This window comes from Akkermansia muciniphila, assembly GCF_018709685.1.
GTDB lineage: Bacteria > Verrucomicrobiota > Verrucomicrobiia > Verrucomicrobiales > Akkermansiaceae > Akkermansia > Akkermansia muciniphila_E.
Map to the genome: position 1 here is coordinate 64,519 of NZ_JABDHQ010000010.1, position 21,480 is coordinate 85,998.

Consider the following 21,480-nt stretch of genomic DNA (forward strand, 5'->3'; position numbering starts at 1 on the left):
TGGCGTGAATGTTAAAAAAACGGTCAAACTTGCGGTTCGGGTTCCGGAGTCTGGGCCACCACGACGTTCGCCGGGCGCAGGAGCCTGTCTTTCAGCTTGTACCCCTTGCGGATGACGCGCAGGACGGTGCCCTCAGGCTGGTCGGAAGGTTCGCGCTGGAGTGCCTCCTCCGTGGCGTGGTCAAACATGCTGCCTACAACGGGCTCCACGGGAGTCACGCCGTTGCTGGCCAGAAACTCGTCCAGCTGCTTTTTCACCATGTTCATGCCGATGTAAATCATGGAACCGGTGTCCGCGCTGGCGGCGGCCATGCCCATTTCAAAATTGTCAATCACGGGAAGCAGCTCCTCCAGCAGGCGCTGGTTGGCGAACTTGGCGCATTCCTCTTTTTCCTTCACCATGCGCTTGCGGTAATTATCATACTCCGCTGCGGTGCGCATGGCGGTATCCCGCCACTTCATCAATTCATCTTCCAGGGACGGTTCCGCATCCTTCTGTTCTGCAGGGGCGTCCTGAACCTGTTCCGGAATTTCCTTCTCTTCCTCATCCACGTTCTTCTTTTCCTTTTCTTCCTTGCTCATGCGGCCAATGTAAATACTTTTACCGAATGCGTCAACGGCCCCGTAAGACATGGATGACGTTTGACGCGTGATGACTGGAACCTGATACAACTCATCTATGCAGAAAAGGGAATGGCGGCCTTTCCGCCAGCCGTTTCAGGCTTCCGGAGCGTCCGCCGCAGGCAGCAGCCGGGCAAGCTTTTCCGCGCACCCGTCCGGCAGCTCCACCATCTTCAGCCGTGCGGACTCTCCACGCAGCAGGGAGACGGAAGACCTGGGAACGTCCAGCCAGGAAGACAGGAAAAGAATGACGGCCTTGTTCGCCTTTCCCTCCACGGGAGGGGCGGCGATGCGGAGTTTCAGCACGCGCCCGGCGCGGGGATCATCCTCCCAGCCCGCGGCCCCGCTCTTTTTTGCGTTGGGGATGACTTTCAGGGCCAGTTTCATGCCGTTTCCGGTCCGGATTCCGTGTGCTGCCTGGCTACCAGGTCCGCGTACCTGATCAGCCCTCCGCCGAACAGGTCCAGGGCGCTCCCCGCCGTGGCGTCCATGGCGCCCCCGCTCAGGGCGTCTATCTCGTCAAAATCCCGGATATGGCTGATTCCCCCGGCATAGGTCATGGGCCGGCGGCGCCAGCTTCCCAGCAGCTTCACCAGTTCCCGGTCAATCCCGGTGCAGAGGCCCTCCACGTCCGCGGCGTGAATGAGGAACTCCGCGCAGTGCTCCGCCAGCATGTCCAGCGTCTGCGCCGTCACCCGGAGCTCCGTCAGGGTCTGCCACCGGTTCATGGCCACGGCCCAGCCGCCCGGAACCCTCCGGCAGCTCAAATCCAGCACCAGATGTTCCGCCCCCACGGCGGAGACAAGGTCCTTCAGCTTATCCTGCAAAAACGTTCCCTCCGCGTCAAACAGGCAGGAGGTGACAATCACGTGGCTGGCTCCGGCGGAAATCCACTCCTCCGCATTTTCCGGCACAATCCCGCCGCCCACCTGAAGGCCGCCCGGCCACGCCGCCAAAGCTTCCCGCGCCGCCAGGTCATTGCCTGGCCCCAGCTTGATCACATGGCCGCCGCCAAGGCCGTCCCGGCGGTACAGTTCCGCATACCATGCGGCGCCGCGGTCGGAAACGAAATTGGTGCGCAGGGAGGCCGCATCCTGCGTCAGGGAGCCGCCCACGATCTGCTTCACCCGCCCGTCATGTAAATCAATGCATGGTCTGAATCTCGTCACCCGGCCACTTTGCCCGGACGGCTCCCCCGCGTCAAGAAGGGATTCCCCTCCCTTCCCCCAGGAGAAACGGGCGCGGAAATTTACACAAAACCGGCCCGGGTATGCGCTCTACCGGGTAACCTCCCCTGAACACCGTTCCAAAAGACCATGAAAAACAACCCCGTTAAAAACCACATTCTTTCCTACTGCGCCGGGAGCGCCCTGTTTACCCTCCTGGCCTTTTCCGCCTCCGTGGCGGAGGCCGGAATCCATGTCCACGGAGAAATCTGCCTCCCAGCGGGTGGACAGGCCACTTTCCTGTATGATTCCGCCGGATTCCCCATCTGGGGCTACGCTCCGTGCGGACGCCCCGTTTACGCCTATTCCCCCGGAGGCGCGCCCATTTATGCCATCAGAGGCATTTACCGGGGGTGCTACGTACCTACGTGGAATCCCAGGCCGCACTACCACGGCCCCTGCTGGCCCGCCGGAATCTGCCGGGGGCATCATGCGGCGCATCCCCGTTACGGAATGGCGTGCCCGCCTCCCCGGCTGCACTACCGCCCCTGCCGCCCCCGGCGACCGTATGGCGGACGCCCGCCCCGTTTCCACCGCCACCGGTAAAACAACGGACTGCCGAAGAGATGCGGAAGCAGGGAGGAACAGCCATGAGCCGTCACACCTCCCCATGCAAGGAAGGGAGGCGGAGTTCCGTTATTCCGGGAAGGAAAGGCCGTACCACCCTTCCCCGATCAGCTTCACCAGCGTGAAAGAATATTCCCCCTTGCGGTTGGGCTCCTTGCTGCGGGAAAGCAGGACGCGCATGCGGAGCATTTCCAGCCCGTCATTGGCGTTCAGCACCCGGTAGGGGGAGTGCTCCATTTCCTCATTAATCCTGAACAGCATGAACAGGCGCTTGCCCATCTCCGATTTCCTGGGAACATGCACCATGGGGCGCGCAATGCTGCGTTCCTCCGAGCCGTTCATTCCGGGAGCGATCAGCTTGAACGCGTAATCATCCTTGTTTTCAGACACGCGGTCACGGACCATCCACACGCGGAATTCCGCAATGTCTTCACCTTTCCCGCGCACAAAATCCTCCCAGTCCACCGGCTGGTAGCGGGCGAACTGCTGCCAGTCCAGCTTCCAGGAGCCGTCCTGTTCATCCTTGAAGAAGCAGAACTCCATGTCCGGCGTTCTCTCAAACCCGATCAGGAGCTGGGCGCAGGGGATGCCTTCCACCTCCAGCACGGCAAAGCTTTTAGGCCCGGTGGGCTTGCTGGAGATCACTTCCGGGGGGGAGACGGCGTAATGCCTGACCATCAGCGGGAGGGATTTCAGGGAATTCCACACGAAGGAGGATTTCTGGACCACATCACTGGCGCTCAAATATTTCTGCGCCTCCACCAGGCAGTTCTTCAACAGGTCCTGGCGCTCCATGGGGGGTATGTAATGCGGAGGCCAGAAACTGTAGTCCACCTTGTCCTTCAGAGCGGCCTGCAATCCCCCGGACAACATCTCCGGAGTGGCGCAAATCCGCGCGGCGGCGCCTGAATCCCGGGCCGCCTGGCGCTTCTGGAGCCAGAAGAAAAGACCGCCGAAAAACAGGCCCAGCGCCATCATGAAGAAGATGACGGAAAGAATGCGGCCCAGCGCGCCGCCCGCTTTTCCGCCGTTCCCGCGCGCGGAAGGGGAAAGGGGCGGCCTATTTTCAGATAAATCACTCATTTTAAAACGAAAATGTCCACAGAAAACAACTGCGGAAGGATGGTCAAACACTACCGGAACGCCAAAGGCAACGCAACGATAAAAAACAGACACATTTTTTTATCCGTTCCGGAGAAAATTGTTTCACATCCACAGGACGGTGATGTACATTAAACCGGACGAGTTTCAAGAGCTCCCGCCTTACCTTTCACCCCCCTCTTTTTTAACGCCATGTTTGGATCATTTACTACCGTTCCGGCCCCCAAGGGCAACAAGAATCCTGAATCCACCCCCAGCTGGATGGACGTAGCCAAAAGCCAGGACACTCCCGAACCCGTTGCGGAAGCCGTTCCCTCCCCCGCCTCCTATGCCCCCACCACCCGCGTTCAGCAGCTTACCCGCAACGTGCTGAATTCCGATGTGGAGGTGGTAGGCTCCCTGCGCTTTTCCGACGACCTGCTGATTGACGGCACCGTTGAAGGCGACATCTCCTCCGAAGGCGTGCTCTCCGTAGGCCAGAATGCCGTCATCCGTGCGGAAATCAACACCAAGTCCGTCATCATCCACGGCAAGGTCATCGGCAACGTTACGGTCACGGACCGCGTGGAACTGAAAAGCACCGCGGAACTGGTGGGCGACATCCAGGCGGCGTCCCTCGCCATTGAAGGCGGCGCCATCTTCATTGGCCACTCCACCGTAGGCGCCCCCACGGTAGGCACCGCCGGAGCTTCCGCCGCCAAAAAGGCAGCCCCCGTCCATACGTTCGCCCCGGAACCGGAAGCCGTCGCTCCGGCCAGCCAGAGCACGCTGGACATTGACGCGGAATAAAAACTTTTAACCAGCCATCTTCAGGGGCGCCAAGGGAACGGACCGTTCTTTTGCCGCCCCTCTTTGTTCCATGAACCCACCCTTCCAGCCCGTTCCGCGAACCAGCAGCGCGCCCTCCGGAAAAATCACGCGCCCTGCCCCGGCTCCGCCGTGGACCCTCCCGGCAGCGGCGGAAACCCGGCCCGCCCCCACGCGGGAAGTGGAGTGCTTCTCCTGCCGCCGGAACACATCCGTTCCCGTCACCGCCGTTTCCGCCAGATGCGGGCACTGCTCCGCCTACATCAAGCTGGACGACGTCATTCTGCACAGCAGGACGCACAGGACCAGGGTGCAGACCTGCGGAAGTGTCACCGTGCAGGCCAATGCAGACCTGAAGGGACTGAACGTGGAATGCCGGGACCTGGTCTTATACGGAAGGGCGTCCGGCGACTTTCTGTGCCGGGGCGTCTGCAAGATCAAAACGGACCAGCACATCTCCGGCTCCATCTCTGCCCGCAGGCTGGTGGTGGAGAAGAAGACGACGGTGCTGGTCACAGGAGCCATTCACGTGGAAAACATCTGGATACAGGGGTCCATGGAAGGAACGCTTACGGCGGATGAAACCGTTACCATCCACCGGCACGCCAAATTCCTGGGGGACATCACGGCGCGCCGCCTCATCATTGAGGAAGGGGGCGCCCACCAGGGCTCTTTCACCCGGCTTACGTGACATGAACCTCCCCATCTCCATCCGCGGCGCACGCCAGCACAACCTCCGGAACCTGGACCTGGACCTTCCGTCCAACAAGCTGATCGTGTTCAGCGGCCCTTCCGGTTCCGGGAAATCCTCCCTGGCGTTCGACACGCTGTTCTCCGAATCCCGCCGGCGTTTTCTGGACTGTCTTTCAGCCCGCGCGCGGCAGGGCATGGAGCAGCCGGAAAAACCGGAGGTGGACAGCATCACCGGGCTGCCCCCGGCCCTGTGCCTGGAACAATCCGTCCGGCAGCAGAGCTCCCGCACCCTGCTGGGCAGCATCACGGAAATTCTGGATTACCTCCGTATCCTGTATGCCGCCGCGGGCACGCCCCATGACCCGGAAACAGGCAAGGAACTGGTGCGGAAAAGCCCGGACCGGATCACGGAGGAACTCGTCTCCCTGCCGGAACAAACGCGCCTGGTGCTGGCGGCTCCGGCGGAAGCCCTGCTGGCCCAGGACCCGGCGGCCACGCTGGGGGATTTTCAGCGCCAGGGCTTTCTGCGGGTTTACTGGAACGGGGAAATGCGGGATATTGAGGAAATAGAGTCCCCCTCCCCGTCCCCGCCGGACGCCGCCCTGGTCATTGACCGCATCATCGTCAGAGGCGAAGGCACGGCCTCCCGCGTGGCGGACTCCCTGCAAACGGCTCTCCGCATCAACCCGGACGAGGTGCGGGCCATCATTACCCGCCCGGGAGGGGAACCAGCCGTACAGGCCTTCCATACCCGTTACCGCAATCCGGAAACGGGCTTCCTGCTCCCCCAGCTTACGCCCCGCCATTTTTCCTTCAACTCCCCCCTGGGCGCCTGTCCGGCCTGCCAGGGGTCCGGGCTTAACGACCGGGAAGACGCCCCGTGCCCGGCATGCGGAGGCCTCAGGCTCTCCCCGCTGGCGCTGGCCGTGACCATGCGCACCCCCAGCCGGGCCTACAACCTGGCGGAACTGACGGCCCTGCCGCTGGAAGACATGGCCGGGGAAGTGGAGCGGCTGGAAACGCCGGCCTCCCTGGCAGCGGCCCTGAACCCGCTCATGGCGGAAATCAACAAGCGCATCCGCTTTCTGAATGAACTGGGCCTTTCCTACCTCTCCCTGGACCGTCAGGCGAACACCCTCTCCGGCGGGGAACTGCAGCGGGCGCGCCTGGCCTCCCAGCTGGGGGGAGCCCTTTCCGGTGTGCTCTACATTCTGGACGAGCCTACCGCGGGGCTGCACCCTTCCGATACGGACCGCCTTCTGCATGCGCTCCGGTCTCTCCGGGACCAGGGCAACACCGTCCTGGTGGTGGAGCACGATGAACAAATTCTGAACGCGGCGGACCACCTGGTGGACATGGGGCCCGGCTCCGGGGCCAACGGAGGGCGCATCCTGGCCCAGGGAACCCTCCCGGAAATTCTGGAAAACGCGGAGAGCCCCACCGGGGCATGGCTCTCCGGCAAACGGAGCATGCCCGCCTCCGCGCACAGCGCGCTTCCCGCCAGCCGCCTGATCCTGGCGGGAGCGTCCAAACACAACCTCAACAACGTCACCCTGAACATTCCAGTGGGCACGCTGACCTGCATCTCCGGCCCCTCCGGGTCCGGAAAATCCACCCTTGTCCGGGACTGCCTCATTCCTGCCGTCAAACAGGACCTGGCCGGAAAAAGGGGAGTTCCGCGCATTGTGCAGGGATCGGAACACCTCAACCGCCTCGTCGTCATTGACCAGTCCCCCATTGGCAAAACGCCGCGCTCCACGCCGGCCACGGCCACGGGGCTGCTCCAGGTGCTGCGTCCCCTTTACGCCCAGCTCCCCCTTTCCAAGCAGAGGGGGTATACGGCGGCGCGCTTTTCCCCCAACATCCGCGGAGGACGCTGCGAACGGTGCCTGGGAACGGGCATGATTGAAGTGGACATGAATTTCCTGGGCAACGTCACGATGCCCTGCGACGCCTGCCAGGGCCAATGCTACAACCGGGAAACCCTGGAAGTTACCTGGAAAGGAAAATCCATCGCCCAGGCGCTGGCGCTGACCGTGGATGAAGCGGCGGACTTCTTCTCCTCCCTCCCCAAAGCCACCGCCATTCTCAAAAGCATGCAGGACGTAGGGCTGGGGTACCTTAACCTCAACCGCCGGGCGGATACGCTCTCCGGAGGGGAATCCCAGCGCATTAAAATAGCGGCGGAACTAGCCAAGGCCCCGGCCTGGAAGCTGGCGGAAGACGGCAAGCGCGCCCTGTTCATTCTGGATGAACCTACCAGCGGCCTTCACTTCAATGAAGTGGCCCTTCTCCTGACAGCCCTTTTCCGCCTGAGGGCCGCCGGGCATACCGTCCTCTGCGTAGAACACCACAAGGATCTGCTGAACGCGGCGGATTACCTGGTGGACATGGGGCCCGGAGCCGGAAGGCATGGCGGGAACATTGTGGCGGAAGGCTCCCCCGCCGCCGTGGCGGCCATGCCGGAAGCGCCTACTTCCCGCTGGCTTTCTTCCCATTAAAATTGGGAAAATCTACTCTGATCTTGACCTGGCTCCGATTCTTCTATAACGGTAGGGGAATCTCTCTTTTTGTCCGCTTATGAACCTCCGTTACCTCCCTGTGGCGTTTCTTGCCGTGTGCCTGTCTCCTGAAATGGCCAGCGCCGTTCCGGTATTCCTTGAAAATGTCTCTGAATCCTCCGGCTGGTATGACTGCAACAAAAAAACCAAATGGGACTGGGGCAGTACTTCAAACCGTCCGTCCGAATACTATAAGCTGCCTCTGGACAGCCAGCTCTGCTGGGCGGCCGCGGCGTCCAACGTCCTGCAATGGTGGCAGGATACGCGGAGCGACCGGGACCCGGCCACGCCCAACGGAAAATCCGCCACTTATGCGGCCATGCCGGAAGTCGGCCAGCTTGCTATCTACTACACCATCGCGAACAACTGGACGGACGCCGGAGGCTCCGTGGAACAGGCCTACAACTGGTGGTTCAACGGCAGCACGCTTCCTTCCGTCTTCTTCCCCACCGACTCCCAGATCAGAGACAAGCCCGTCTTTTCACCAGCTTCCCCGGGCGGATACTGGAAGGGGCTGGATATGAACGTCACCTATACTCCGGATGGCGGAGGCGTGGCGGATACTCCCCTGTTCAATTCCTACACCTTCTACAACCATGACGACAGGGACGGAGTCTATGGAATCCTGAAAAACAACATCAACAATAACTGGGGAACCACGCTCACCATCGGCCAGGAAGGAAGGGGCCACGCCATCACCATGTGGGGATACGATACGGATGCGAACGGCAATCTGATTGTCTACCTGACGGACTCCGATGACTACGCCGTGGGCATGTTCCGCCAGAAAGTGGTGGTGGACGATCAAAAGTACGTTTATCTGACCAGCCTGGACGGAGAAAAGAATGTGTACGGCTATTCCTATGAGGAGCTGGGACTGACCGGGTGCCAGGTGGGGGAAATCCAGGGCTTCACGGCGCCTTTGGGGGACCTCAGAATTCCGGAGCCCGCCACCGGGGTTCTGGCCCTCTGCGGGTTGTTCCTTCCACTGTGGCGGCGCAGGCGGCGCCTGTGAACAGGGCAGGCTTAAACTCCCGCCCATTCAAAACGAGCCTTGATTATTGCTGGGAAAATGTGCAGAATTGTCAAACGCACGGTTCAGGAGAGCATGAATTGTTCCCATGCCCTCCCAGTGCGGTACCTGTGAAATGAATGACGCTTCCAACAACCGCGGCGAGCTGGAAAATACCGTCTCGACTTACTCCGTCGATATAGAAACACTCCAGCAAACAGCCCTGAAAGGTGACCCGCAGGCCCTGTTCCAGCTGGCGATCAGTTATGAACAGGGGCGCGGGGTTGTGGAAAACCAGCAGGAAGCCTTCTACTGCTACCAGCAGGCCGCGGAGCTCGGCCACGTTACGGCCCAGCTCAACCTCGGCTGGGCCTATTCCAACGGCATAGGCGCTCCGCAGGATAATGACAAGGCCTTTTACTGGTACCAGAAAGCCGCGGAACAGGGGCACCCCACCGCGCAATTCGACCTCGGGTTCTGCTACATCAACGGGCTGGGCGTGGAAAAAGATGAACACCAGGCCATCAGCTGGTACAAAAAAGCGGCGGAACAGGGCCATGCGGTGGCCCAGCTCAACCTCGGCTGGATTTACGCCAACAGCAACAGCCAGAAAAACTGGGAACAGGCCGTGTACTGGTACCAGCAGGCCGCGGAACAGGGAGACCCCCGCGCCCAGTACAACCTGGCCTGGTGCTACGGCAACGGCAGCGGCACCCCCAAAAATCCGCAAAAAGCGGCCTACTGGTATGAGGAGGCGGCCACGCAGAACCACGCCACGGCCCAGTACAACCTGGGGTGGTGTTATGAAAACGGATTCGGCGTGCAGCCCAATCTGGACAAGGCGCTGGTGTGGTACCACAAATCAGCCCTTCAGGGCCAGATCACGGCCCAATACACGCTCGGCTGGTGCTACGGCAACGGCCGGGGCATGGAAGTGGACATGGCCAAGGCCGTCTACTGGTACACCAAAGCCGCCGAACAAGGCCACACAACGGCCCAGCTCAATCTGGGATGGTGCCATCTCAACGGCAAGGGAACGCCCGTCAACCGGGAAGAAGCCTTGAAATGGTATCTTAAGGCGGCGGAACAGGGCAACGCCACCGCCATGTTCAATGTGGGCAACTGCTACGCCCACGGCTACGGCATTGAGCAGAATGACAAACAGGCGGCGGCCTGGTACCAGAAAGCCGTCAAACACGGCAATAAAAAAGCAGCCAGCGCCCTGCGCCACCTTGCCTCCAAGCAGGAAAAAGAAAAGAGCCCGGACGCCCAGGCTTAAATTCTCTTTCTTCACGCGTTCCTCCGCAGATTAAAAACTGGCATAAATAGAGATAGACGCGTTAGGCCAAGAGAATATTTTGAAAAATTGGTTATTTTTAAATATTTTATGAAATATGCCTAATGGTTTATTGAAAGAGAAACCGATACTGTAAAATCATTTTAGTAATATTAATTATTAAAGAATTTACACCTGTAACGATGTTCTTTTAAGGAATTCTTATCCGGACGAATTTGGGAACAATTAATTTCCTTATGGTCAAATGGCTTGATATGTTCTACAAATATTTTACTATTTTGAATTTCGGACTTACAACTAAGTATCACACAATATTCATCATCTAATGCAAAGTATCCGTGTTCAAACGCTTTATCGTGCAAAACGCACAAACATAACCCATTAGAAATATTACCGCGTTTGGTAGAATTATCGACCCAGCGCGCAATATGAGAACCAACTAAAAATTTTGGATCATCAATTTTACATTCTGGAAAACAACACTTATATCCATAATTTTTCTTAACACTTTCAGAAAATTGAATTTGTCCAATGCGTTGTTTTACACTCCTCCATACTTCAGATGTAGATATTGCTTCTTTTATATCACTCGAAGTGTTTAGTACATTATTTTCCCTTAAAATCAAGGACAATAATCTCTCGTCACACTTGGAAAGATATGCCCCATTCAAACATTGTAACCTATTATTCTGATACACAAAAAATCGATTGATCGGTGTTTCAGCAAGCTCTTTAAGATATTTTATCAGTTCATTTTTATGAATAGAGAAAAAATCGTCTAACTGAATTTGAGTTTTGAAAGGGTAGTAATCTTTAAGCAATACACGAAAATAGCTGGTCGCATAATTCCATTTGCCCCCTTGAGGTGGTCTTTCCAATGTCTCATGTCCATCAGTAGCAGCTATAGAATATCCAACAAATGAAGCCGAATGATTTTTACCTCGTAAATGTAAAACAATATCACCTTGCTGGACCTTTAATATATTGCTCCAATAAAGCCAGGGAATTTTCCGGCTTTCCTTCGGACAATATTTATATGCAGGCGCCCAGAGACATTTAGTGAAACCCCATTCACCACCGCCATGAATATTATCCCTGCTCATTTCGATCCAAATCAAAATACACCTCCTTATCAGATATTTTCTATTATATCAATACAGATTGATTCTGTCACTCAACTTCGAGTCATTTATCTTTCCAAGTCCTGATAGTAAAATAGAATCACATAAACAATTTAATATTCAAATTACTGTTTTTTCCGATTTTTAGTTGTGCCAAACCTTGAAAGCCTTTCCACCGCCTCCGGCAGCCGGGCCGCACCGCCGCCGCCCAGCGCCGCATCAATATCTTCCAGCGCGTGAATCAGGTCAATCACCTCCCGCCGGGGCAATGCTCCCCCGGCAGCCACGCAAAAATGGGTGCGGCAAGCTAGGGGCCTGCCCTCATAAATCATGCACCTTCCCTGCCCGTTCAGAAACGGGCAGTTACCGTCCGGGGACAATTCCACGCGCGTACGTCCGGCGGCACGCCATGCCTTCCAGGCCACCCATGCCTCCCCCAGCGTCACGTGGGGAGTCTCCCCGGTCAGGCGGAACCGGCAGCAATCCGCCGTTCCCGTACAGGAACGCAGCGCCCCGGAGGCTCGGGCAGACCCTTCCCCCAGCAAACGGCGCACCTCCGTTAACAATTCAGCGGAGGGGGCGCACCCCTCCGCCTTTCCATGACGGCACTTGCCGGACGCCATGATCAATGATTCCTTACCGCGTCAGGCCGTCAGCCTTCGCCTGGTTCCAATACGCGTACTCGGAGCGGTTGAAATCAACATACTCCGGAGACAGGTCCGTGGTATACACCGTGTGGGAAAACTCGCCGCGGTTCAAATTAATCTCCACCAGGAAGGCGGGCACCTGCACAGCCTGGCGCAGGTCGTCGGACGGCGTATCCGCCTGCATGCCGCCGCGGCACGCGGGAAGTCCGGCTATGTCGATGTCGATTCTCTCTTCATCCACCTTCGCGCCGCAGTAACCCACGGCATGGATGATACGGCCCCAGTTCGGGTCGTTGCCGTTCCATGAACTCTTCACCAGAGAGGATTTGGCGACGGCTTCCGCCGCCTTCTTCGCTTCCTCCTCCGTGCGGCCTCCGGTCACGCGCACGGTCACAAACTTGGTCACGCGCTCGCCGTCCTGCACAATGTGCTTGGCCAGCTCCAGCATCACATGGGCCAGAGCCTGCTGGAACGCGTAAATGTCTTCCGGGGATTCCAGCTTCACGCCGGACGCGCCGTTCGCCATCACCAGGACCGTGTCATTCGTGCTCATGTCGCCGTCAATGGTGATGCAGTTAAAGGAACCCTTCACGCCGGACTGCACGCACAGCTCCAGCACGTCGCGGGAAATGTCCACATCCGTCGTAATGAAGCACAGCATGGTAGCCATGCAGGGATTAATCATGCCCGCGCCCTTGCAGCACGCGCCGATGCGCACGGGCCTACCCTGAACCATGAACTCAATGGCGATGATCTTTTCCTTCGTATCGCTGGTCATCACGGCCTGGGCTACTTCATGGCCCTTGTCGCGTGAAAGGCCCTCCGCCAATTCCGGGAACTTAGGGTAAATGCGCATCATGGGCATCGGCAAGCCGATCACCCCGGTGGAGCACACGGCCACTTCCGCAGGCTTAAGCCCCAGAAGTTCCGCGATGCTCCGGCATTCCCCCTCCGCGTCTTCCACCCCCTGGGCTCCGGTACAGGCGTTCGCATTCCCGCTGTTCGCCACAATGGCGCGGATATCCCCCTTTCGGAGGTGCTCCCGGCTCACCTTTACGCAAGCGGCCTGCACGCGGTTGGTCGTGAACGTGCCTGCGGAAACGCAGGGTTCCGTGGAATAAATCAGGGCCAGGTCCAGGCGCGTGGCCGTAGGCTTCTTGATGCCGCAGCTTACGGCGCTTCCCAAAAAACCCTGGGGCGCGCAAACGCCCCCGTCAACCGGAATATAGGATGAATCATTCATCGTCTTGAAGTACCTTTCAGCGTATCAAAAAACTACAGGACCCACAAGCCTTCCGTTTCATCAAACCCGCACATGATATTGAAGGACTGGACGGCCTGGCCGCCGGCGCCCTTCACCACGTTATCCTCCGCGCTCATCAGAATCACACGGTTCGTGCGGGGGTCATACGCCCAGCCGATGTCCACGCAATTCGTGCGGGTCACATTCTTGGTATCCGCAGGCTGGTTGCGCCCCAGCAGGCGCACGAACGGAGCATCTGCATAAGCTTCCTCCAAAAGCCGGCCCACGGACTCGGCATCCGCCCCTTTCTTCACCTTGGCCGTGATAGTGGAGCAGATGCCCGTATTCACCGGAATCAGGTGCGGAGTAAAGGACATCACCACCGTTTCCCCGGCAGCATGGGAAAGCTCCTGCTCAATCTCGCTCAAATGGCGGTGCTTCGGCACGCCGTAGGCATGGAAGCTTTCATTGCACTCACAAAACAGAAGGGGAATGGAAGCCTTGCGTCCGGCGCCGCTCACGCCGCTGCCGGAACAGACAACCACGTCCTCCGGCTCCAGAAGGCAAGCTTTGAACAAGGGAATCAGGGGAAGAAGAATGCTGGTGGGGTAACAGCCGGGAGAAGCGACGATGCGCGCTCCGGCTATCTCCGCCCGGCGCCACTCCGGCAGGCCGTACACGGCCTCCTGCATCAGGGCCGTATCCGGATGGGCGTTCCCGTAATACTCCTCATACACGTCCGGAGAATCCAGGCGGAAATCCGCGCTCAGGTCAATCACGCGCACACCCCGGTCCACCAGGCCGCGGGCATAGGAAGCGGCCACGCCGTGAGGCAGCGCCAGAAAGGCCACCTCCGCCCCCGTGGCGGCAATGGCCTCCACATCAGAATCCGTAAACTTCAAGTCGGAACCCGGAACCTGCCGGAAACGGGGAAACACCTCCCACAGCGGCTGCCCGGCGTACTGGCGGGAGGTAGCGCACACCAGCTTCACCCCGCGGTGATTCAACAGGATGCGCAACAACTCTTGCCCGGTGTAGCCACTGGCTCCGACGACTGCTACTTGAACTTGCTTCATGACAAAAAAGGTATGCTATGAAAAAAGACTCTTGCCAACACTAAAGTTTTCCTATATACACCTCGCCGTCGCAAGACACGGCCCCGGTCGGTCCGATTTTATCGGGTTGTAGCGCAGTCTGGTAGCGCACCTGCATGGGGTGCAGGGGGTCGCAGGTTCGAATCCTGTCAACCCGACCACTTTTAACCGCTGTAAGTTGAAAAGCTTACGGCGGTTTTTGTTTCTCCTCATTTTTAGAACAGCCACACGTCAATGTGGAAAAATGTTGTGTTGGGGCCGCAGGAATGGCAAGAGATGGACATGCGCCAGTATTTCGAACCCACCGATTATCCCATCTGTACCGGGAACAGAATTCCGGCATTTACTATGCTCGTGTGGATTCCAGACAAAGCGGCCGAAAAACAATAAGACGTTCGCTCAAAACAAAGGAACTGAATGAGGCTATCGCCAAAATGGCGGCCTTTTTGCAGGAGATGGGGGCGAATACCCCGGCCATCGGAAATATCTCCTGGTATGTGGCGGTAGATACTATATTGCTCACCAGAAGATGCGGCCCAATCTCAAGCCCAGGGCTCTTGAATCCGCCCTGTTCCAGGGAGCGCTCCCGCTATTGCCCGACTGGTTGAGGTAACCCTCTACTATCATGAGGGGTGCAAATCCCGTGTGCGTGAACTCATCGGCGTCGGTAATCCCCAAAGTTACGTTGTCCGCACCACTGAATCCAGCCTGAATTACGACGGTAATACGGGCATAAGCGCGGGGGCTTACCGTCTGGTGATTGCCCAGTCTGCGTTATCTTACTCTCATGATCTGGCCGCCGGAGTATGGCCGATCATTGGAGGCGCGGCTGATGATACGGTCCCTAAGCTGGCGGATATCCGAGGGTGGGATACTTATCATGCCCCCTCGGCACCTACCTTGTATTTGGATGCTCAAGCACCCAGCTACGGCGGGTATATCCAGATGGAGTCTCCTACGATTCTCAACGGTATAGGCAACAATACCTATGTACGTTATGGATTGGAACCTTATCAACGCAGTTGGATTACCACGGAGACGGAATATCCCTATACCGAATACCAATCAGCAGAATAATTTATGAATAACGCACAATTACAATTTCAATTCCCCGAACCCGGCAACTGGAGAAAGTTTATCCTGACAGCCGTATTCCCGGATGCCAATGGTTTCGTTCAATCTCGACGCTTTTCGCAGGATGATATTTCCCAGGAACAGGCAGAAACTTTCAATGAAGTGGCATCACACCTTGCCGTTTTATCCGACAATTGGAAAGCGCTTCAAGTCTGGGTGCGACTGGAACAAGTCACCGTCAGCCCACTCCCGGAGAAAGGGGAAGTATTCCGGAATCCAGGGATGCGGTTGCGTTGACCGTGGAAGCAGTCAATGCCCGGGGAGAAGGCAGGCTTTTCACCAGTCAGGACTATTCGGAGTTCACGATGGTGGACGGGGCGGCAGTGGCGTTGTTCAACCACTTCACGACAAACAATAACAAAGAATAACAATCATGAATAAAATTACTTCTATCAACGGAACTCTCCTGGCCTCTCTGAATGAATTGAAGGAGCATACGGAAAATGGAACCGTACATGTTACGGAGGATGAGCGTACTGCCTGGAATACTCAAGCCACGGTTAAGGCCAAGGGGATTCTAATTGCCACCCAGGAAGACCTTGATGAACATACCGGAAACAAGGCCATCCATGTGGAGGAAGAGGAGCGCACTGCGTGGAGCGCTAAAGCTGATGCTTCCGCCCTTTCTACAAAAACCGACACGTCTGTGTTTGACGCACACAAGAATGATGCCGCAGTCCACATAACGGAGAAAGAGCGTGAAACATGGAACGGCAAGCAGGACAAGCTGATGGATGAAGCAGGCAACATGACGCTGACCGGTGGTCTGACGACGTCCGCCACCATCAACGCCAACGGCGGCGTCAATATTCCTGTGGCTACCGGTATACCGACGGATACATCTGCCGTCAATCGGATGTATGCCGGAGGACTGGCCGCCGTCACTAATATCTATACTTCTCCGGCGTTTCTGAAATCGGATGCAATTACTGCCACTAATTCAGCCAGAATTAATGTGCTTATTCCTAATCAGCTTGTAGGTGTATCTACCTCTGTAGGAGGGCACACGACCTTGATTGCCAGCTTTGAAAGATTAGTAGCACAGTGGAATTATTCCTCTTGGTGCGGGGTGTCGTATATCTGGAGCGCAAATTACACCAGCAAGTTTACGCTGGGTATAGGGAGAGGCTCAAAAACAACAAGGAAGGACTTATCCATAGATTCCTTTACGATGATTCCGGGCAATGGACTGGAGCAAAACACTGGGGAAGTGTTGGATATTACATTAAATAGCGTGCGCGACGCAGGCAGGCAAGGCCATGTCATCATGGTGCGCGAGATTTATTGGAGCATCACAGAGCTGAAATGGAAGCTCAAGACTACTTCGAGCTTTATTCCTGCATCTCACAACGAGCCCATCCCGCGTCTGGTCCACAAAATTATCTACCAGCAACGCAAGGCAACTCGTACGTGGGATGAGGAATATTCCAACGATGGCGCATTGTGGTTGTTGCTTACAGGGGGCGCTACAAAAACATTGTGGAAGATTGCCACCTGCCGTGGAGTAGGCACCTTCGAAGGCGCCCCTCCTGCTCAGTGGTGCACTGACATTGCGTCTCCTTCAAGCAACAGGGGAGATGTATCTTTCGGGGGTGGGGAATACACCTTCTATCAGGCTGATTTGGTTAATCCTGTTTATTATGGATTGGACGCATTGTCCAGCAACGCCATCATCAGCGAGGAAACCACAGACTTTGTCGATATAAACATCCCATGGACAAATGAATAACTCTGAACTTCAATTTAGATTTCCTCAACCCGGTAACTGGGGAGAATTTACCCTGACAGCCGTATACTGGGACGCAGAGGGGTACACCCACTCCGACCGCTACACACCGAGCGACATCCCCGCTGATCAGGCCACGGCTCTGGCCGCGGTGGTGTCCGCTTTAGTAGGGCTGGCGGAGCCTTGGCAGGCGTCTCAGGTGTGGGCGCATCTAATGACGGCGACGATCTACGGTGAGGATGATCCTTACACCCCCGTTGGACAGCAAGACGAGGTTGCGCTTGATGTCGAGGCCATCAATCCCCAAGGCGGACGCCGGATCTTCACCGCTGTAGACTACCCGGATTTTATCCTCACAGACCCCGCTGCTGTGGCTTTCTTCAAGTACTTCACCACTAAACAATAAACCATGAACATCAATAAACAAGACATTGAAAAGGCCCAGCAGGCGGCATCTGCCCGCTGGGGGAATTGGATCAAGTACGCGATCGGCGCCATTATCGGCGCTCTGGCCACTGCTGGCTACATCACCGTAACCGGCTGCGGGCATAACGTGGACATTACCCCGGACCGCACGGAAGTCTGCAAGGACGGTTCCTGCCTGGTGCTGGAGCCGGGCCACCTGTCCTACAGCTAGGCCCAGCCCACCACGGACACGCCGCCCGTCGTTCAAGCTCTCAAGAAGTAAGACCATGAACATGACTGAAACAGAATATCGCATTCGAGAAATCAAGTCGGCACGCGTCCAGGGTGATGCCTTTATCCAGACTGTCAGAGCTCTCCCGAAAACACGGGAATCTGCCTTGGTAATCACGAAGGCGCAGGAGGTTGTCATGTGGGTGGGGATGATGCTCAAGGAAATGGGCACCCCTACTCCCTATCCGAAATCCTACAATCCTGAAAATGCAGTCGTGAAACCCACGGCGGACGGCTTAAAACTCTAATACCACTCTTATTATGTGCACTAAAGCCCGCGGATACCTGAACCTCTTGAGGGAGTACAAGCCTGAACTGGTCATGTTCGTGGGCTTTATTGCCTGTGGCTTCCTCTACCACGACATGCGCGCCTATATGAATGCGCAGACGAAGGCCCTCACGGAGATCAACATGCGCCTCTCCAACCTTGAACAACACGCCAGGAAATGAACTGTTTCTATTTTGGAAACAGTTCAACTACCGAGGAATCCTCGTAAGTTCTAACCAGTTCTATCAAAAACAACTTATAACTCATGAACACCATTGAAAGAAACATGGCTGCGGCCATCCTCCGATTCGAAGACAGCCGCGTAACCGGGCCGGATTCCCTGCGCGTTTCCCGCCTTCCTGCCGCGGACAAGGGCGGCAAATGGGAAATCTGCGGGATCTGCGACGGCATTGAACCCGCGGTATTCAACCGCCTGAAAGCCCTGCTGGATGCCGGGAAGCGGGAAGAAGCCTGGGAGGGCTGCCTTCAGTACGTCCTGGACAATACCGCCGCCGCCCGCTCCTGGATGGGCTCTGACGTCCACCCGGCAACGGAATTCATCCTGCGTGACCATCATTTCAACTCCGGCAGCAGGAACACCGGGAAAATCCTTCAGCGGGCGCTGAACATCCACGGTGCCGGGCTCACGGTGGACGGCATTGTTGGCCCCAAGACCAGACAAGAACTACAGGACCAGTTGGGCGGCACGGATGAAGCGGTATTTTTGGTTGGCCTGCAGGAAAAGCGCAAGGCGTTTTACCGTTCCTGCAAGCAGTTCCCCGTCTTCGGAAAGGGATGGTTGAGCCGCAGTGAACGCGCCTACCAGTTCGCTTGCTCTTTGATATGAGGAAAAATGCTCTATCAGCTGCCGTTGCCTACTACCTGGCCGCGGGCAGGAGGAAGGAGGAGATGGAGGAAGACGGACACCATCAGGACGTATGCGTCTTTACGCCGCACCTTGTCCTGATGGCGCGCCGGGTGGGCTCCTCCGCCTCCTTCCGTCAGATGGTCGATGTCCGTTGCCGGTTTGAATCGGAACGATGCGATGCCTGGCATCTGCATTTTCTGGCGGGGGACCATTGGGTACTTGCTCTCTTATGAACAGGAGATTCTTTCCATGCCATGGATTCTGACCCAGCACGGCAAGCGAGGAGATAGCCGCCTGGTGAAATTGTCCTCCGCTCGATTCGTGCGAAAACTGAAAGCCACACGCCAGCCACACGTCATGATGATTAAAACCTCCTAAAACGGTTCAATATCTATTTTCTATTTTGCTTATGATACAACGATATATGAAAACACTTTAGTTTGCTTTAATGACAATATCTGCATGGAGTGCAAGGGGACGCAAGTTCGAATCCTGTCAACCCAACCACTTTTAACCGCTATAAGTTGAAAAGCTTACAGCGGTTTTTGCTTTCCGGCATATTGAATATAATCGGCAGCCCGTTCATGGCTTTTTCCGCATCACAGTGATCCGGCTCTTTATATTCACGCGCCTGCGTAAATGTAGAAGAATTCGAAAAAAAGAGAAAGCACATGGAATCACTGTATCCTCTCCTTGCCCACTCCCGCCTGACGTTGCACGCGGGATGACCTCTCTTTGAAATACATGCAAACTCCTTCCGCAAGGTGCCGTTCTGAAACAGGTTCCAAGTCATCAGCAGACACATCCCTGAGTAAAAACAGCACGTCACCAGCCGGGATTATCCCGAACCAGCAAATAACAATCATGAATGAGATGATCACAATTAATGGAATCCTCATGGCCACGCAGAATGAATTTTCTGCCCATGCGGGAAACGCAAACATGCACGTCACCGCGCAGGAAAAGGAAAAATGGAATTCCGGCGGTCAAGGCTCTAAAGGAGACAAGGGAGATCCGGGCCCGCAAGGCCCCCAGGGCCCCAAAGGGGATCCCGGCATCCAAGGTCCAGCCGGTCCACAGGGCCCCAAAGGGGACAAGGGAGACAAAGGTGACGCTGGTCCCGAAGGTCCGCAGGGCTCCAGCGTGCCTCCAGGCTGTTTCATGTGGTTCTGCGGCAGCACAGCCCCGAACGGCTGGCTGGAATGCAACGGAGCAACCCTCCAAATCAGTCAATACCAGCAATTATTTGCGGCAATCGGCACCACTTACGGCGGCGACGGAGTGACGACCTTCACCCTTCCCGATTTGACAAAAGATAGCGGTCTGTTCATCCGTTCCACTTCTACAGAGAGAACTGTAGGCAGCATTCAGGGAGATGCTATCCGTAATATTACAGGAAACTTACCTACATATATTCAAGCTGCTTCGACAGGAGGAGTTGGTGTGTTTTCAAAAACGAAAGGGAGCAACCAAAGATATGCTGGTTATACGGACTACTCCGGCCAAAATACCAGCAACCTTATATTTGATGCTTCTGATGCAGTTCCGACAGCTGATGAAAACCGTCCCGTCAATATATCTTTCCTGCCTGTGATCAAATACTAAAGTATGTTCCAAAGATAAGTCAAAGGACTACTTCCACCGCTGCAAGTTCAATACTTACAGCGGTTTTTTATTTCGTTCCCGATCTCTTTTAGGTGAAAACTTCTTTTACATTGTTAGTGTCGATAGCCTTTGTTATAAGAGCGGGCGGCCGCTGGTTGACCCACAAATTAACATCACAAGATGTTTAACTATATATATTCCCATAAAATCAGTCCCATGATTCAGGAAATAACGCACGTGAAAAAAATTCTGCTATTTTTTGCCTTTCTATTCCTTCCCCTTTTCCATGCACAGGGGGCCAACGTTCCCAGCGGCAGCATTCCCTTTGAATTGGGGCCAGCCAGCCGGATTTACGTGAAAGGGAGCGTCAACGGCAGCCGTCCCCTGCGCTTTCTTTTTGATACCGGGGCCACCTCCATGGTCATCAGCACCAATTCCCTGAAAGGCGTTCCTATGGAATTTAACGAGACCGTCGTCAACCATGGCGCCACGGGGTCTGATGAAGTACGCGGAAGCACGGAGAACAAATTCACCATCGGGGAACAAGTCATGGAGCACGTTCCCTTTATTGCCATTCCCTACTCGCCGGACCAGTGGGACGGCGTGCTGGGCCTTTGGTTCATCAATCGGCAGGTGACGGAGGTAAATTACACGGACCGGAAGATTTACCTGTATCCGCACGGTTCCTATACGCCGCCGCCCCACGCCATCCGTCTCAAGATTGAATATGTGATGGGTATTCCAGTCGTTCCCGGCCAGGTGACGGTCAACGGAAAAACCCACCAGCTCCGGCTGTCCGTGGATACCGGGTCCGACCGCGTTCTGGACCTCAACACTCCCTTCGTCAAAAAACATCATTTGCTGGGCAGCCAGAAGCCATTTTGCATTTCCCGCATTTCCAGCTCGGATTCCCATACCGGAGTTCTGGAAAACGTCATTTTCGACAGCATCCAACTGGGCGGCTGCAAGCTCCCCCTGATCCCCGGAGCTTTTTCCACCGTTACGGCAGGAACCCAGAGCAGCGCGGAAATGGACGGCGTCATGGGCAACAACCTGCTGAAACGCTTCAACATGGTCTATGATTCCCGGGAAGGATATATTTACCTGATTCCCAACAATCTGCTTTACACCCCGTTTTATGATTGCCTGCTCCGCCCCCAGCCGGACGCAGCCTGTTCTTCCGGGAAGTAGGGC

At 56.3% G+C, this 21,480-nt stretch carries 25 protein-coding genes and 1 tRNA gene; 17 read left to right on the forward strand and 9 right to left on the reverse strand.

What is annotated here, in order from left to right:
- Nucleotides 1-23: 23 nt before the first annotated feature.
- The 3 genes from HHJ06_RS07990 to hisA all read right to left on the reverse strand — a co-directional run bounded on the left by HHJ06_RS07990 (nt 24) and on the right by hisA (nt 1,789).
- On the reverse strand, nt 24-581 hold the full coding sequence (locus HHJ06_RS07990) for a nucleotide exchange factor GrpE (protein WP_215428820.1): 558 nt from the start codon (nt 579-581) through the stop codon (nt 24-26).
- A gap of 135 nt (nt 582-716) precedes the next feature.
- Nucleotides 717-1,007 carry a DUF167 domain-containing protein gene (locus HHJ06_RS07995; RefSeq protein ID WP_215428821.1) on the reverse strand — a complete coding sequence of 97 codons (291 nt, stop codon included), beginning with the start codon at nt 1,005-1,007 and terminating at the stop codon, nt 717-719.
- The gene (gene hisA / locus HHJ06_RS08000) at nt 1,004-1,789 is read right to left on the reverse strand and encodes a phosphoribosylformimino-5-aminoimidazole carboxamide ribotide isomerase (protein ID WP_215428822.1); all 786 of its coding nucleotides are present in this window, start codon (nt 1,787-1,789) and stop codon (nt 1,004-1,006) included. Before hisA ends, HHJ06_RS07995 begins: the two co-directional genes overlap by 4 nt.
- A 147-nt stretch (nt 1,790-1,936) precedes the next feature.
- On the opposite strand from hisA, the gene HHJ06_RS08005 reads away from it, so the two are divergent.
- The gene (locus HHJ06_RS08005; protein ID WP_215428823.1) at nt 1,937-2,392 is read left to right on the forward strand and encodes a hypothetical protein; all 456 of its coding nucleotides are present in this window, start codon (nt 1,937-1,939) and stop codon (nt 2,390-2,392) included.
- A gap of 90 nt (nt 2,393-2,482) precedes the next feature.
- On the opposite strand, the gene HHJ06_RS08010 is transcribed toward HHJ06_RS08005, so the two are convergent.
- Nucleotides 2,483-3,496 carry a hypothetical protein gene (locus tag HHJ06_RS08010; protein WP_215428824.1) on the reverse strand — a complete coding sequence of 338 codons (1,014 nt, stop codon included), beginning with the start codon at nt 3,494-3,496 and terminating at the stop codon, nt 2,483-2,485.
- A 210-nt stretch (nt 3,497-3,706) separates the two neighbouring features.
- On the opposite strand from HHJ06_RS08010, the gene HHJ06_RS08015 reads away from it, so the two are divergent.
- The 5 genes from HHJ06_RS08015 to HHJ06_RS08035 all read left to right on the forward strand — a co-directional run bounded on the left by HHJ06_RS08015 (nt 3,707) and on the right by HHJ06_RS08035 (nt 9,866).
- Nucleotides 3,707-4,303, forward strand: coding sequence for a bactofilin family protein (locus tag HHJ06_RS08015; RefSeq protein ID WP_251841465.1), 597 nt, complete (start codon nt 3,707-3,709; stop codon nt 4,301-4,303).
- A gap of 70 nt (nt 4,304-4,373) precedes the next feature.
- Nucleotides 4,374-5,012 carry a polymer-forming cytoskeletal protein gene (locus HHJ06_RS08020; protein ID WP_215428825.1) on the forward strand — a complete coding sequence of 213 codons (639 nt, stop codon included), beginning with the start codon at nt 4,374-4,376 and terminating at the stop codon, nt 5,010-5,012.
- A gap of 1 nt (nt 5,013) precedes the next feature.
- A complete protein-coding gene (locus tag HHJ06_RS08025; RefSeq protein WP_215428826.1) occupies nt 5,014-7,515 on the forward strand; it encodes an excinuclease ABC subunit UvrA in 2,502 nt (833 codons plus the stop codon).
- 79 nt (nt 7,516-7,594) lie between these two features.
- Nucleotides 7,595-8,590 (forward strand): IdeS/Mac family cysteine endopeptidase, encoded by a 996-nt coding sequence (locus tag HHJ06_RS08030; protein ID WP_215428827.1) that lies wholly within the window; start codon nt 7,595-7,597, stop codon nt 8,588-8,590.
- Nucleotides 8,591-8,696: 106 nt separating this feature from the next.
- Nucleotides 8,697-9,866, forward strand: coding sequence for a tetratricopeptide repeat protein (locus tag HHJ06_RS08035; RefSeq protein WP_215428828.1), 1,170 nt, complete (start codon nt 8,697-8,699; stop codon nt 9,864-9,866).
- A gap of 170 nt (nt 9,867-10,036) precedes the next feature.
- Here the strand turns inward: HHJ06_RS08035 and HHJ06_RS08040 are convergent, their stop codons facing one another.
- From HHJ06_RS08040 to argC, 4 genes are all read right to left on the reverse strand, one after another.
- Nucleotides 10,037-11,002: an HNH endonuclease gene (locus tag HHJ06_RS08040; protein WP_215428829.1), complete on the reverse strand. Its 966-nt coding sequence runs from the start codon at nt 11,000-11,002 to the stop codon at nt 10,037-10,039.
- 128 nt (nt 11,003-11,130) lie between these two features.
- Entirely contained in the window at nt 11,131-11,628 is a 498-nt protein-coding gene (locus HHJ06_RS08045; protein ID WP_215428830.1) for a YkgJ family cysteine cluster protein, read from the reverse strand.
- A gap of 13 nt (nt 11,629-11,641) precedes the next feature.
- Complete coding sequence (gene argJ, locus HHJ06_RS08050) at nt 11,642-12,895, reverse strand: bifunctional glutamate N-acetyltransferase/amino-acid acetyltransferase ArgJ (RefSeq protein ID WP_215428831.1); 1,254 nt, start codon at nt 12,893-12,895, stop codon at nt 11,642-11,644.
- Nucleotides 12,896-12,927: 32 nt separating this feature from the next.
- Complete coding sequence (gene argC / locus HHJ06_RS08055) at nt 12,928-13,971, reverse strand: N-acetyl-gamma-glutamyl-phosphate reductase (protein ID WP_215428832.1); 1,044 nt, start codon at nt 13,969-13,971, stop codon at nt 12,928-12,930.
- A 102-nt stretch (nt 13,972-14,073) separates the two neighbouring features.
- Between argC and HHJ06_RS08060 the strand changes: the two genes are divergently transcribed.
- From HHJ06_RS08060 to HHJ06_RS08100, 9 genes are all read left to right on the forward strand, one after another.
- Nucleotides 14,074-14,150 (forward strand) — tRNA-Pro (locus tag HHJ06_RS08060).
- Nucleotides 14,151-14,634: 484 nt separating this feature from the next.
- Nucleotides 14,635-15,066 (forward strand): hypothetical protein, encoded by a 432-nt coding sequence (locus HHJ06_RS08065; protein WP_215428833.1) that lies wholly within the window; start codon nt 14,635-14,637, stop codon nt 15,064-15,066.
- Between the two features lie 3 nt (nt 15,067-15,069).
- Nucleotides 15,070-15,360 (forward strand): hypothetical protein, encoded by a 291-nt coding sequence (locus HHJ06_RS08070; protein ID WP_215428834.1) that lies wholly within the window; start codon nt 15,070-15,072, stop codon nt 15,358-15,360.
- A 136-nt stretch (nt 15,361-15,496) separates the two neighbouring features.
- Nucleotides 15,497-16,852: a hypothetical protein gene (locus HHJ06_RS08075; RefSeq protein WP_215428835.1), complete on the forward strand. Its 1,356-nt coding sequence runs from the start codon at nt 15,497-15,499 to the stop codon at nt 16,850-16,852.
- Nucleotides 16,845-17,255 carry a hypothetical protein gene (locus HHJ06_RS08080; RefSeq protein ID WP_215428836.1) on the forward strand — a complete coding sequence of 137 codons (411 nt, stop codon included), beginning with the start codon at nt 16,845-16,847 and terminating at the stop codon, nt 17,253-17,255. Before HHJ06_RS08075 ends, HHJ06_RS08080 begins: the two co-directional genes overlap by 8 nt.
- 3 nt (nt 17,256-17,258) lie before the next feature.
- On the forward strand, nt 17,259-17,486 hold the full coding sequence (locus HHJ06_RS08085) for a hypothetical protein (protein ID WP_215428837.1): 228 nt from the start codon (nt 17,259-17,261) through the stop codon (nt 17,484-17,486).
- A gap of 55 nt (nt 17,487-17,541) precedes the next feature.
- Nucleotides 17,542-17,793 (forward strand): hypothetical protein, encoded by a 252-nt coding sequence (locus HHJ06_RS08090; RefSeq protein WP_215428838.1) that lies wholly within the window; start codon nt 17,542-17,544, stop codon nt 17,791-17,793.
- A gap of 13 nt (nt 17,794-17,806) precedes the next feature.
- Nucleotides 17,807-17,995: a hypothetical protein gene (locus HHJ06_RS08095; protein ID WP_215428839.1), complete on the forward strand. Its 189-nt coding sequence runs from the start codon at nt 17,807-17,809 to the stop codon at nt 17,993-17,995.
- A gap of 83 nt (nt 17,996-18,078) precedes the next feature.
- A complete protein-coding gene (locus HHJ06_RS08100) occupies nt 18,079-18,660 on the forward strand; it encodes a putative peptidoglycan-binding domain-containing protein (protein ID WP_251841466.1) in 582 nt (193 codons plus the stop codon).
- 14 nt (nt 18,661-18,674) lie between these two features.
- Here HHJ06_RS08100 and HHJ06_RS08105 read toward each other — a convergent pair whose 3' ends face one another.
- Nucleotides 18,675-18,869, reverse strand: coding sequence for a hypothetical protein (locus tag HHJ06_RS08105; RefSeq protein ID WP_215428840.1), 195 nt, complete (start codon nt 18,867-18,869; stop codon nt 18,675-18,677).
- Nucleotides 18,870-19,425: 556 nt separating this feature from the next.
- Here HHJ06_RS08105 and HHJ06_RS11870 point away from each other — a divergent pair.
- Together HHJ06_RS11870 and HHJ06_RS08115 are read left to right on the forward strand one after the other, a co-directional pair.
- Nucleotides 19,426-20,286 (forward strand): phage tail protein, encoded by an 861-nt coding sequence (locus HHJ06_RS11870; protein WP_286010598.1) that lies wholly within the window; start codon nt 19,426-19,428, stop codon nt 20,284-20,286.
- 216 nt (nt 20,287-20,502) lie between these two features.
- Complete coding sequence (locus HHJ06_RS08115; RefSeq protein ID WP_215428841.1) at nt 20,503-21,477, forward strand: retropepsin-like aspartic protease; 975 nt, start codon at nt 20,503-20,505, stop codon at nt 21,475-21,477.
- Nucleotides 21,478-21,480 lie beyond the last annotated feature (3 nt).

Excerpts from the sequence above, each read along its gene's own strand:
- HHJ06_RS07990 (WP_215428820.1), bottom strand. The coding sequence starts at position 581 with ATGAGCAAGGAAGAAAAGGAAAAGAAGAACGTGGATGAGGAAGAGAAG.
- HHJ06_RS07995 (WP_215428821.1), bottom strand. The coding sequence starts at position 1,007 with ATGAAACTGGCCCTGAAAGTCATCCCCAACGCAAAAAAGAGCGGGGCC.
- HHJ06_RS08005 (WP_215428823.1), top strand. The coding sequence starts at position 1,937 with ATGAAAAACAACCCCGTTAAAAACCACATTCTTTCCTACTGCGCCGGG.
- HHJ06_RS08010 (WP_215428824.1), bottom strand. The coding sequence starts at position 3,496 with ATGAGTGATTTATCTGAAAATAGGCCGCCCCTTTCCCCTTCCGCGCGC.
- HHJ06_RS08015 (WP_251841465.1), top strand. The coding sequence starts at position 3,707 with ATGTTTGGATCATTTACTACCGTTCCGGCCCCCAAGGGCAACAAGAAT.
- HHJ06_RS08020 (WP_215428825.1), top strand. The coding sequence starts at position 4,374 with ATGAACCCACCCTTCCAGCCCGTTCCGCGAACCAGCAGCGCGCCCTCC.
- HHJ06_RS08025 (WP_215428826.1), top strand. The coding sequence starts at position 5,014 with ATGAACCTCCCCATCTCCATCCGCGGCGCACGCCAGCACAACCTCCGG.
- HHJ06_RS08030 (WP_215428827.1), top strand. The coding sequence starts at position 7,595 with ATGAACCTCCGTTACCTCCCTGTGGCGTTTCTTGCCGTGTGCCTGTCT.
- HHJ06_RS08035 (WP_215428828.1), top strand. The coding sequence starts at position 8,697 with ATGCCCTCCCAGTGCGGTACCTGTGAAATGAATGACGCTTCCAACAAC.
- HHJ06_RS08045 (WP_215428830.1), bottom strand. The coding sequence starts at position 11,628 with ATGGCGTCCGGCAAGTGCCGTCATGGAAAGGCGGAGGGGTGCGCCCCC.
- argJ (WP_215428831.1), bottom strand. The coding sequence starts at position 12,895 with ATGAATGATTCATCCTATATTCCGGTTGACGGGGGCGTTTGCGCGCCC.
- argC (WP_215428832.1), bottom strand. The coding sequence starts at position 13,971 with ATGAAGCAAGTTCAAGTAGCAGTCGTCGGAGCCAGTGGCTACACCGGG.
- HHJ06_RS08070 (WP_215428834.1), top strand. The coding sequence starts at position 15,070 with ATGAATAACGCACAATTACAATTTCAATTCCCCGAACCCGGCAACTGG.
- HHJ06_RS08075 (WP_215428835.1), top strand. The coding sequence starts at position 15,497 with ATGAATAAAATTACTTCTATCAACGGAACTCTCCTGGCCTCTCTGAAT.
- HHJ06_RS08080 (WP_215428836.1), top strand. The coding sequence starts at position 16,845 with ATGAATAACTCTGAACTTCAATTTAGATTTCCTCAACCCGGTAACTGG.
- HHJ06_RS08085 (WP_215428837.1), top strand. The coding sequence starts at position 17,259 with ATGAACATCAATAAACAAGACATTGAAAAGGCCCAGCAGGCGGCATCT.
- HHJ06_RS08090 (WP_215428838.1), top strand. The coding sequence starts at position 17,542 with ATGAACATGACTGAAACAGAATATCGCATTCGAGAAATCAAGTCGGCA.
- HHJ06_RS08095 (WP_215428839.1), top strand. The coding sequence starts at position 17,807 with ATGTGCACTAAAGCCCGCGGATACCTGAACCTCTTGAGGGAGTACAAG.
- HHJ06_RS08100 (WP_251841466.1), top strand. The coding sequence starts at position 18,079 with ATGAACACCATTGAAAGAAACATGGCTGCGGCCATCCTCCGATTCGAA.
- HHJ06_RS08105 (WP_215428840.1), bottom strand. The coding sequence starts at position 18,869 with ATGCCAGGCATCGCATCGTTCCGATTCAAACCGGCAACGGACATCGAC.
- HHJ06_RS11870 (WP_286010598.1), top strand. The coding sequence starts at position 19,426 with ATGCAAACTCCTTCCGCAAGGTGCCGTTCTGAAACAGGTTCCAAGTCA.
- HHJ06_RS08115 (WP_215428841.1), top strand. The coding sequence starts at position 20,503 with ATGATTCAGGAAATAACGCACGTGAAAAAAATTCTGCTATTTTTTGCC.